This window comes from Paraglaciecola sp. (assembly GCF_030730205.1).
Classification (GTDB): Bacteria; Pseudomonadota; Gammaproteobacteria; order Enterobacterales; family Alteromonadaceae; genus Paraglaciecola.
In genome coordinates, this window is record NZ_JANQVQ010000258.1 from 24,296 (window position 1) to 35,240 (window position 10,945).

At 42.0% G+C, this 10,945-nt stretch carries 12 protein-coding genes; 6 read left to right on the forward strand and 6 right to left on the reverse strand.

What is annotated here, in order from left to right; translation table 11 throughout:
* Positions 1-1,455 carry a circularly permuted type 2 ATP-grasp protein gene (locus NWQ57_RS16835; RefSeq protein WP_306023328.1) on the reverse strand — a complete coding sequence of 485 codons (1,455 nt, stop codon included), beginning with the start codon at positions 1,453-1,455 and terminating at the stop codon, positions 1-3.
* Between the two features lie 178 nt (positions 1,456-1,633).
* Here NWQ57_RS16835 and NWQ57_RS16840 point away from each other — a divergent pair, with 178 nt between their 5' ends.
* Positions 1,634-2,380: a peptidase gene (locus NWQ57_RS16840; RefSeq protein ID WP_306023329.1), complete on the forward strand. Its 747-nt coding sequence runs from the start codon at positions 1,634-1,636 to the stop codon at positions 2,378-2,380.
* Positions 2,381-2,382: 2 nt separating this feature from the next.
* Here NWQ57_RS16840 and NWQ57_RS16845 read toward each other — a convergent pair whose 3' ends face one another.
* On the reverse strand, positions 2,383-3,486 hold the full coding sequence (locus NWQ57_RS16845) for a putative zinc-binding metallopeptidase (RefSeq protein WP_306023330.1): 1,104 nt from the start codon (positions 3,484-3,486) through the stop codon (positions 2,383-2,385).
* A gap of 201 nt (positions 3,487-3,687) precedes the next feature.
* On the opposite strand from NWQ57_RS16845, the gene NWQ57_RS16850 reads away from it, so the two are divergent.
* Entirely contained in the window at positions 3,688-4,608 is a 921-nt protein-coding gene (locus NWQ57_RS16850; RefSeq protein WP_306023331.1) for a diguanylate cyclase, read from the forward strand.
* Between the two features lies 1 nt (position 4,609).
* Here the strand turns inward: NWQ57_RS16850 and yrfG are convergent, their stop codons facing one another.
* Entirely contained in the window at positions 4,610-5,290 is a 681-nt protein-coding gene (gene yrfG, locus NWQ57_RS16855) for a GMP/IMP nucleotidase (protein ID WP_306023340.1), read from the reverse strand.
* A gap of 100 nt (positions 5,291-5,390) precedes the next feature.
* Here yrfG and nudE point away from each other — a divergent pair, with 100 nt between their 5' ends.
* Genes nudE through NWQ57_RS16870 form a run of 3 tightly spaced genes read left to right on the forward strand, consistent with a single transcriptional unit; the run spans position 5,391 to position 7,368 of the window.
* On the forward strand, positions 5,391-5,954 hold the full coding sequence (gene nudE, locus NWQ57_RS16860; protein WP_306023332.1) for an ADP compounds hydrolase NudE: 564 nt from the start codon (positions 5,391-5,393) through the stop codon (positions 5,952-5,954).
* Positions 5,954-6,790: a 3'(2'),5'-bisphosphate nucleotidase CysQ gene (gene cysQ, locus NWQ57_RS16865; protein WP_306023333.1), complete on the forward strand. Its 837-nt coding sequence runs from the start codon at positions 5,954-5,956 to the stop codon at positions 6,788-6,790. Before nudE ends, cysQ begins: the two co-directional genes overlap by 1 nt.
* A complete protein-coding gene (locus NWQ57_RS16870) occupies positions 6,787-7,368 on the forward strand; it encodes a YceI family protein (RefSeq protein ID WP_306023334.1) in 582 nt (193 codons plus the stop codon). Before cysQ ends, NWQ57_RS16870 begins: the two co-directional genes overlap by 4 nt.
* Here the strand turns inward: NWQ57_RS16870 and NWQ57_RS16875 are convergent.
* Genes NWQ57_RS16875 through NWQ57_RS16885 form a run of 3 tightly spaced genes read right to left on the reverse strand, consistent with a single transcriptional unit; the run spans position 7,365 to position 10,566 of the window.
* Positions 7,365-7,598 (reverse strand): YheU family protein, encoded by a 234-nt coding sequence (locus NWQ57_RS16875; RefSeq protein WP_306023335.1) that lies wholly within the window; start codon positions 7,596-7,598, stop codon positions 7,365-7,367. The two genes, NWQ57_RS16870 and NWQ57_RS16875, sit on opposite strands and share 4 nt — an antisense overlap.
* On the reverse strand, positions 7,595-8,644 hold the full coding sequence (locus NWQ57_RS16880) for a hydrolase (protein WP_306023336.1): 1,050 nt from the start codon (positions 8,642-8,644) through the stop codon (positions 7,595-7,597). The genes NWQ57_RS16875 and NWQ57_RS16880 overlap by 4 nt, the downstream gene beginning before the upstream one ends.
* A gap of 17 nt (positions 8,645-8,661) precedes the next feature.
* Positions 8,662-10,566, reverse strand: a complete 1,905-nt coding sequence (locus NWQ57_RS16885) for an ATP-binding cassette domain-containing protein (protein ID WP_306023337.1) — start codon at positions 10,564-10,566, stop codon at positions 8,662-8,664.
* Between the two features lie 79 nt (positions 10,567-10,645).
* Here NWQ57_RS16885 and NWQ57_RS16890 point away from each other — a divergent pair, with 79 nt between their 5' ends.
* Positions 10,646-10,852, forward strand: coding sequence for a YheV family putative zinc ribbon protein (locus NWQ57_RS16890; protein ID WP_306023338.1), 207 nt, complete (start codon positions 10,646-10,648; stop codon positions 10,850-10,852).
* Positions 10,853-10,945: the final 93 nt, after the last annotated feature.

Consider the following 10,945-nt stretch of genomic DNA (forward strand, 5'->3'; position numbering starts at 1 on the left):
TTAAGACCCCTCCATGTCAACAATCCAGGTGTCTTTACTGCCGCCACCTTGAGATGAATTTACTACTGTTGAGCCTTTAATCATGGCTACACGGGTTAAACCACCGGTTGTTACTTTTACGTCTTTACCACTTAAAATAAAAGGCCGTAAATCTAAATGTCGAGGTTCTACTTTGGTATCGACCATCGTCGGCGCCGTCGATAAAATTAACATGGGCTGAGCCACATAGTTGCGGGGATCTTCTTGTATCAGTTTACGAAATTTATCATGCTCTTTCGCACTTGAATGAGGACCAATTAACATGCCATAACCACCGGATTCATTGGCCGGTTTCACTACCATAGAAGCAATGTTTTCTAATACGTAAGCACGTTCGTCTTCATTCACGCATTTATAAGTCGGTACGTTAGGTAAGATTACCTCTTCATTCAGATAGTATTTGATAATGTCAGGCACAAACGCATACACCACCTTATCATCTGCTACGCCTGAACCTGGTGCATTTGCCAAGGCCACATTGCCCGCTTTCCATGCTCGCATAATGCCTGGAACGCCGAGTGTCGATTCAGGATTGAAGACCTCAGGGTCAAGAAACCAATCGTCAATTCGACGATACACCACATCTACCCGCGACAAGCCATTGATGGTACGCATGTAAACACAGTCGTCTTCACCCACCACTAAATCACTGCCTTCGACTAATTCAGCGCCCATTTGCTGGGCCAGATAAGCATGTTCAAAATAGGCGGAATTATAAATACCTGGGGTCAACACCACGATTTCTGGTTCAGCAATATCCCGAGGCGACATAGCGGCCAGCATATCGTATAAATCAGAAGAGTAATCATCTACGGGCATGATATTCAGTTTTTCAAACATTTCAGGAAAAACTCGTTTCATTACCTGGCGATTTTCTAGCATGTATGAAACACCAGAGGGGACTCGTAGGTTATCTTCAAGCACATATACCGTACCCTTGTTGTCTCTGACTAAATCAGAACCACAAATATGCGCCCAAACCCCTAAAGGCGGGCTAAAGCCTTTACATTCGTTTAAGAAATTTTTTGATTTATCCAGTAGGTCGGCAGGAAAAACACCGTCTTTTATAATGTTTTGGTCATTGTATAGGTCATCAATAAACATGTTTAAGGCTTTAACACGCTGCTTTAAACCTACTTCGATGTTTTCCCATTCTTTTTTATCAATTAATCTAGGAATAATGTCAAAGGGCCAGGCGCGGTCAATAGAGCCTTCTTCATCGTTGTAAACTCGAAAAGTAATACCCATGACTTGAATGGCTGAATCAGCACCGGCTTTATACTCCAAAATTTCAGCGTCAGTTAGATTGCGCAAATACTCACACAAATCTTCTGCATAAGGCCTTGGTTTGCCACTTGCCCGAAGCAACTCATCGTGCAAATTTGCCACTTTGTAATTTCCCCATCGAATCGCCATGAACACCCCTTATGGATTGTTTTAATTTTTAGTATACGGATAACTCAATTGTTTTAAAGCGGTATTCATGCCAAAAATAATAATTGTATTTATAGCCACGCCCAGACAAAATACCGCCCTTACGTGTTCAATGTTGGGTCACTATTGAGCCCAACAATAGTGCAAAGAGAGATTAACGTTGACTTACTGTTTAGCCATAAATGTAAACAAAGGTATGGTTTTTGCGTCTGACTCGCGTACCAATGCGGGTGTCGATTATGTTGCAACCTACAGCAAGATGACCACTTTTGTATTTCCAGGAGAGCGAAGTTTTGTCTTACTGACTTCGGGCAGTTTAGCCACTTCTCAAGCCGTGATTAATGCGATTAAGACTGATATAGATGACCCTGATGCAGAGTTTAATATGCGCAAAGGCAACTACTTGCACGAAGTGGCTAAATATATTGGCAAGCTGAGTCAACGGGAACAACGACAGCACGCTGCTGCGTTAGAAAGGTCGAACTCTAGTGCGGAATCAAGTTTTATATTAGGAGGGCAAATTGCCGGTCAACCGTGTGAGATTTTTTTAATTTACCCCCAAGGCAATTATATTGCGGCATCACCTGAGACTCCATATTTACAAATAGGCGAAAACAAATACGGTAAACCTATTTTAGATCGGATTATCGCTGCCAATACTTCACTAGAAGATGCAGCGCGTTGCGCTATTGTTTCTTTAGACTCAACCATTAGAAGTAATATTTCTGTAGGCCCGCCAATCGAGTTAGCGATTCATACAAATAATCACTTTGAAGCACCTTATCGCACGTCACTTAATACCAATAGTGTGATGTACAAGTCTGTGCAAAAACATTGGAATGAAGGATTAAAGCGTGCTTTCAATAAACTGCCACGCTTTGAATGGGAAAAACCATCTACTAAATAAGGTTAACTCGGACTGATTTGACTGACTTCGTCGTTTTGCATAATGACTTTATGTACAAACCGTAACTTATTTAGTGCTGAAATTGATATAACAAAGGGGTAGGCATCATCCAGCCCCATACTGCGATTTAAGCCATTTAATACTTGTGTTAAACGGCACCAATCATTAAATAAATGGGTGAAACTGGTAGCGGTGTAAATATAGTCATGTTGACCGCCAGCAACTAAGGGGTTGGCAACTTTGTTGCCAGAAATACTAAAATCATAATCGCTGGCTGTTTCTAAGGTATCTACCATATGTAAGTAATGCGCCCAGGTTTCAGCCCAATCTTCCCAAGGGTGCATGCTGGCATACGCGCTGACCCAAACGTTTTGCCAATCTTTTTTAGGTCCTTGTTTGTAATAATCATTTAATGCTTTAGCGTAATCCATCCGTTCATCGCCAAACAATGTTCTAAATTCTTCAATGTGCTGACTGCTTTTAACTAAGCGATCCCAATAATAATGACCAGACTCATGTCTGAAGTGACCAATTAATGTGCGATAACTTTCGTTTAAACTTTCCCGTACCTGATGTCGAATACTGGTCTGCGCTTCCTTGACATTAATCGTGATTATACCGGCAGCATGACCTGTTGAAACATAATTTTTAACGGTTAACTCGTTACCAAATTCATCGGTTATTTCGTCTTCTAAAAACTCAAACCCCAAGCCTTTTTGCGGTTCTTGCGCACGGTTTTGTACCGGTAGCTTCAGCTTGTACAACGTATAGAGTAGGCGGCGTTTAGCTTGTTCTAGGTTATACCAAAGTAACTTATTACCTTTAACTTCTAATTTGGGGGTCGCTTCATTTAATTGACAGGCAGAACAAAACTCATGTTGGTCATCAATATGAATCATCCAATTGCAAACTTGGTGGGTCAGATAATTTTTGCAGGGACGATATATTTGGCCGTTGGCAGAAGACTGCAGCTGGCCAGAACGGTTAGTGGTAAATGCGCTAAGTTGCAACTCATCAGATATAAAGCCGAGTAATAAGCCACAAACAACACATGTATTGTTAGCAAAATAAAGTTTATTACCGCATTGACAAACAAAAGTTTTCAAACAAATCCCTCGGCTAACTCGCTGGTTCAGCGAACTCAACATAATGAGCCATTTGATAGAGCATAGCAATGCTATTTATAGTGTTATAAACTCATCTTGTAGTATGAATTTTAATCACAAAATATGAAAAAACAGATCGATTAAACTCACTCTACTAAGATAAGATGTCACTCTAATGAACGGATGCATTTCTAGGAAGCCATGAATTTAAATCATACGTTGCCACGTTCCACGTTATTGTTGGTTGAGTCCAATAAAACGACGCTGGATAGCTTACGCGCAATGTTTGAGCAAAAATACATTGTAGAAGTTGCCGAGGATGGCCAGCAAGCAGTAAATATAATTTACGACCTTGATATTGATTTGATTTTGAGCGCAGTGGATGCCGCCACTATCAGCGGACAAGAACTGTGCGTCTTGGTCAAAAGCAATCCATTGACCCAGCATATCCCTATCATTCTATTGACGCAATCTTCGACTATTGAAGAAGAACAAGCCTGCCTCGAAATAGGCGCAATTGATTACATCAATACACACGTACCACCGCAAATTATCTACTCTCGTGTGCAAAATCACATGCGATTAGTCGAGCAACAGAAAGTGTTAGAATATGTATCGTGTACCGATGGTTTAACCGGCTTATCCAATAGAATGCAACTCGACACCACCCTTAATCGTATTTGGCATACGGCTATTCGCGGGGGGCACTCTATCGGTTTATTAATAATAGATATCGATCATTTCAAAGACTACAACGATCAATTTGGTCATATAGAGGGTGACGAGTGCCTGAAAAAAGTCGCCACGGCGATTGCGCAGACCAAATCGCGAGAAGAAGACTTTGCTGCTCGATTTGGGGGCGAAGAGTTTGTCTTACTTCTGCCCTACACCAACTTATCCGGCGCCAAACGGGTAGCCAAGCAACTTCTTAATAATGTGAGAAAGTTAAAAATCCCAGCCGCCAAAAGCGCTAACGCTGAACATGTCACCGTCAGTGTTGGCGTGGCTGCAATTACGCCAAAGTTCGACCCCCTGCAAACTATCAGCCCGATAGAATTGATTAACCAAGCAGATAAAAATCTGTTTAAAGCAAAACGCGCGGGGCGAGATCGCCTTTGTTAACTCAGCTTACTGGGTTATTAATAATGTCTGCCAATAAAACGGAATAATCTGAAACCGCGACAAAATCCTCTGTATCATTCACCGGCTTTTTACTATCGGGATTACTGATAGCTAGCAAATGTGCAATGCCAAACTGCTGGGCAGAACGCAATATCGCTAAGCTGTCATCAACAAAAAGTGTCGACTCATTGGCAAAATTTATTTTCGCTTGAAGCTTGTGCCACAATAATTGTGATTCTTTGGTGACACCAAATTCATGAGTTGAAATTAACTGGTCAATATGTTGGTCGAGCTGAGTATGTTCGACTTTTAACGACAGGCTATCGGGGTGAGCATTGGTCAATAAGATAACCTGTCTACCTGACTGTTTTAGCGCGTCAATAAAGGGCAGCGCATCATGACGTAAACTGATGAGCTGCTGAATTTCTCGCTTCGCTGCAACAATATCTAATCCGACTTTTTGACGCCAATAATCTAAGCAATACCAATCTATAGTGCCCTGAACTTTACTATATTCAGCGAACATGTCTTCTTTCGCTTGAGCAATTGGTATATTGTTCATTAACGCTAACTTAGCTGGCAGATGTTCTAACCAAAAGTGGTTATCAAAGTGCAAATCCAGTAGCGTACCATCCATATCTAACAAGACGGTTTCAATTTGGTTCCAAGCTATAATTGACAATGGCATGACTCTTGTTTAAACAGGATAGACTAAGCAACAAGCTTAGGCTTTCCCTAAAATTTGAACTATCGATTGGCAGTAATGGTAACGTGAAAAAGACATGAGCAAAATAGACAATAATAAAACCTTGCCGACGATCCATCAGCGCAAAATCATTGCACAGAGTGGCTTTTTTAAAGTTGAACAACTTGAACTAGAGTTTTCAAACGGTGAAAAACGTCAGTTTGAGCGCATGGCGGGCAGTGGTCGTGGTGCTGTGATGATCGTTCCTTTTATCAATGAACATGAATTTTTGCTAGTCAGGGAATATGCTGCGGGTAACCACTCCTATCAGTTAGGTTTTCCAAAAGGACTGATTGACCCTGGTGAAACCGCTGTGGTGGCCGCTAACCGCGAGTTAAAAGAAGAAGTCGGTTTTGGTGCAAAACAGCTACACTCTTTAGAGACGGTGAGCATGGCTCCCGCTTTTTTTGATGCCAAAATGGAAATTTTTATTGCTCATCAACTTTACGCCGAAAAGTTAGAGGGCGATGAACCAGAACCAATGGAAGTGATCCCTTGGTCAATTAATAACACAGATGCTCTTCTGGCCAGAGAAGATTTTACAGAAGCACGATGCTACGCAGCACTGTTTCTTGCATTAAAATGGATAAGGACACGCTAATGGTAAATGATGATCACCATAGCCTACTTGAACTTGCAAAACGCGCTGCGCGTATAGCAGGTGAAGAAGTCATGAAAATATATGATAGCGGTGATTTTGCCAGTTATCAGAAAGAAGATGACTCCCCCGTCACCAGTGCAGATTACAAAGCAAATGAAATTATCTTGGCGTTGTTACAAGCAGAAACGCCCAACATTCCTATTATGTCTGAAGAAACCGACAACGCGAAGTTGTCCACTCGTAAAGACTGGAAACGCTACTGGTTGATTGATCCCATCGATGGTACGCAGGAATTTATTGCACGAAGTGGTGATTTTGCGGTCAACATAGCGCTGGTAGAAAATAATATTCCAGTGATTGGAGTCATTTACTGGCCTCCTGGTGACACACTTTATTATGCATCTAAGGGGCAAGGAGCGTTTAAAGAGAGTCCTTCTGAAAACAAACAAATACATGTACGCTCGTTTGACGATACTGAACAAGGCGTCGTCATGGTTGCTATTAGCCGTCGCCAAGCCCGTGAGAAGGTCATGAACAGTATGAGCGACCATCGAGTTTATCATACGTTGCCATTAGGCAGTTGCTCACTCAAAGCCTGTTTCATCGCTGAGGGTAAGGCAGATGTGTTTTTACGAATAGGCGTAACAGGTGAGTGGGATACGGGTGCATCACAATGCATCGTAGGCGAGGCTGGCGGTTCAATATTAGCGCACGATTTTGAGCCATTAAGCTACAACCGGCGTAAAAGCGTCAATAACCCCGACTTTATCGTGATGGGCGATCAAAATGTAGATTGGCCATCGATTGTTAAATACAAACTTGGAAACCTAATATGATCAATTTGAAAAAATTACTGCCAAGCTATTTGATTGCGGCAAGTATGATATCCACTGCCGCGATGGCAGATTGGGCAGTAGACAGTGAACAATCAAAAGTGTTTTTTATCTCAACCAAAAACCTCAATACCAGTGAAGTACATTCTTTTAACCGTGTTGAAGGCAAACTCAGCAGTGACGGAAAATTTACTGCGAGCATAGACTTAAGTACGGTTGAAACAGGTATTGATATTCGCAATCAAAGAATGCGTGAAATGTTATTTAAGGTTGATGCTTTTCCACAGGCAAAGATTAGCGCCACCCTTGCAGAAAATATAATGGCCCTTGCCAAGGGTGAAACCTTACACACTGAATTACCCGCCACTCTAACCTTGATGGGTATAGAAAAAAGTCTAAATTTGAATGTTGTTGTAACAAAAACCACTGAAGGTCAGTTTGTGGTAACGAGCGCTAAACCGGTTTTATTGAGCGCTGCAGACATTGGTTTACAAGCAGGGGTTGAAGCCCTACAAAAAGTAGCTGGTTTATCTAGTATCGGTTTATCTGTTCCAGTCACCTTTAATTTAGTCCTTAATTAACGGTCACCTTCATCTGTTCTGAGATGACCTTTTGCCACAATATTGACCGTTTCGTGCAACTCAGAATAAACTAGAAATGCCTCACCCGACTTAAGTTGGGTGAGAACTTGTTGTACTTTTTCAGCTAAGCCAACGTCGTGCTCTCCGTATTCAGTACCTTCCTGCAGCACAAACGCTTCAATAATATTCATAAGTGTTTCTTGTCCAACATCCTGAATCGGAATAATCATTTTTTCTCACTTGTAGATTGCTGCTGTAAAGCGGACACAGTCTTTAAAAAATCGCTCACTCTTTGCTGCATCCAAATTTTGGGACGCCAAGGACTGCCTTGTAAAAAACCAACATGCCCGCCTTGTTCACTTAACTCGACCCTGACAGAAGCCGAAAGGTGCTGTGAATTAGGTAACACTTTTTCGTTCATAAAGGGATCATCCTTGGCATGCAATATCAAGGTGGGTGTTTGTATCTCCTTTAGATACGCCATGGCACTACAACGCTGATAATAATCATCCGCATCGCTAAAGCCGTGCAAGGGAGCCGTCACATGCTGGTCAAAATCTCTGAAGGTTTTTAGGCGGTGCAATTCATTTTGTTTGATATTAAGTTGCTTACCATAGTCCATGATTGCCATTTTGCGTTGCAAGTTATTCAGCATACTTTTTAGCAAATAGCGCTGATACAACGTTGAAAAACCGCGACCTATACTTTCTGCACACTCAGCTAACTGCAGCGGTGCCGAGACCGCCACAGCAGCCTTTAGTATGGTTTGCTGGGGATTTTCACCGAGCAATTTTAACAGCATATTAGCGCCCAAAGAAAAACCAATGGCAAATTTTGGCAACTCGGGATAGTGACTTTGCAACCAATTTAGAAATACCAGAGGGTCAGAGGTTTCACCAGAATGATAAGCCCGAGTGCGATGATTTAGTTCCCCACCACAGCCGCGAAAATGCATCACAACAACAGCGTAACCTTGGCGGACTAAGTCAGCCGCCATATCATGGCAATAGTGAGAGTGGATAGAGCCCTCCAAACCATGAAACATAATAATCAGGCCGTTTGCGGTATTGATGTCGCCAACCCACGCCAATTTAACGAAATCTCCATCAGGCAAAACGAAGTTTTCTACGCGATACTTTAAAGCCTGACGCTTCTGTAAAAAACGTGGAAAAATAGTTTGCACGTGGCGGTTTTTCGCCCACCAAGGGGCAACAAAATTACTGTGTGTGACCACGCCGAAATAAGGAGCTTGCGCTTGAGTTTCATCTACAGACATCGACTTAAACTTTTGTGTTAATTGAGTAATAGGTCAAACTCAGCTTGTTGTAGTTCTAGTTGCTCTTGCGCATCTAACCATTGCATTTCAGTCTCTTCAAGTTGCCCTTTAAGTTTTGCCTGCTCGGCTAAAATTTGTTTTAACTGCATTTTATTTTCAGCGTTATAAATTTCAGTTTGACTCAATTCTGTTTCCATTTTAGCTAACTTACTGTGTAGATCTGCCATGGTTTTGTCACACATTGTGATGGTTTTTCTTAAGCCTTGTGTAGCTTGCCTAAACTCAGCCTCAAGCCGCTTCGTGTTTTTACGTTCTGGTTTTACTTTTGGGCTATCGGTGGCATTGGCACTTTGCTCTGGCTTTAAAATCCATGCTTTGTAATCATCTAAATCACCGTTAAAAACTTGAACTTGGCCGCTATCAACTAAATAAAAATCATCACAAACCGACGATAACAAATAACGATCGTGTGACACCAATACCATCGCACCTTCGAACCCTTGCAGAGCAATATTTAATGCGTGGCGCATATCCAGATCTAAATGGTTGGTTGGTTCATCAAGGAGCAGCAAGTTAGGTTTTTGATAAACTGTCAGGGCCAATACTAAGCGAGCTTTTTCGCCACCAGACATTGGAGCCACCTTAGCTAAGGCATCATCGCCGCGAAAACCAAAACCACCTAAAAAGTCACGCAAACTTTGTTCAGATGCCTTAGGGTCTAGACGTTGAATATGAGCTAAAGGTGAATCGTCAGCGCGTAAAAACTCGAGTTGGTGTTGAGCAAAATAACCAATACTTAAACCTGCTGAGGTCTCGTATACGCCATGCAAAGGGGCATTTTCACCTGCTAACAATTTGATTAATGTGGATTTACCGGCGCCATTTTTACCCAGCAAACCAATACGACTACCTGGCACTAAGTTAAGTTGGAGTTTTTCCAAAATAACCTTATCGCCATAGCCAACTTTTACCTGCTCCATCTTAACAAGAGGATTAGGCAACTTAGGCGGGACCAAAAAGCGAAAGGTAAAATGTGAATCGGCCATGACCGGTAGCAAGGTTTCCATCCTCGCCAATTGCTTTACCCGACTCTGTGCTTGTTTGGCCTTACTTGCCTTGGCACCAAAGCGATTGATAAAAGATTCTAGGTGGGCGATTTGGTCTTGTTGCTTTTGATATTGCAAACTTTGTAATCGTAAACGTTCTGCACGTTGAATTTCATAAGCATCGTAGTTACCGGTGTAACTGACTAATTTTTGCTGCTCAACGCTAATGATTTCATTCACGGTGCTATCTAAGAATGACTTATCGTGAGAAATAAGTAATAAAGTACCTGTATAACGTTGCAACCATTTTTCTAACCAGATAACCGCATCTAAATCCAAGTGGTTAGTGGGCTCATCAAGCAGCAGCAAATCAGAATAACACAACAATGCTTGGGCTAAATTAAGACGCATACGCCAGCCACCAGAAAATGCATTTACGCTGTTATTCATGACATCATTAGCAAATCCCAAACCCGCCAATATGGTGGCAGCTCTTGATTCAATATCATAGGCACCGGCCTGTTCTAACAAACCGTGTAAAACCGCTATTTGCTCACCATTATGTGATTCTTCAGCTTCTTTTAATTGCGCCTGCAGCGCGCGATAACGTCTGTCACCATCAATAACATAATCCAAGGCACTGCGCTCTACTGCAGGAGTTTCTTGCGCTACCCAAACAATTTGCCAGTCTTTTGGAATAGCGAAATCGCCCTGTTCGGGGTGTAACTCTCCCCTGATCAAAGCAAATAAACTGGATTTTCCGCATCCGTTTGCACCAATTAAGCCAGCCTTATGACCTGGGTATACCACTGCGTTAACGTCTTGCAACAACATTTTACTGCCGCGCATTAAAGAAAGGTCGGAAAATTGAATCATGCTAGCCTGTTTACTAATAACACTTACGTTCGATACGGGTTATGATACCAAGATGGCGAGCTAAATTATTCCTAAAATCATGGTTAATAAAATAAAAAAACGGTTTGTTGCAGGTGCTGTATGTCCTAAGTGCAAAGCTCAAGACTCCATTATGCTGTATTTTGAAAACAACGTAGAAAAAATTGAATGTGTTCATTGTGACTATCACGAGTCACAGGTAGACAAAAAAGTAGGCAGTGCTAGTAAAGGTAGCACTGGCGTAATTGGCGTGTTTAAACCTGAATAACCCCGTGTTGCCTGTCGATTTCAATTAGGCGTCATCGTTTACCACTTTGCGAGAATATAGAAATCCGCTAATGCGGGGCATCCCATGCGGGGC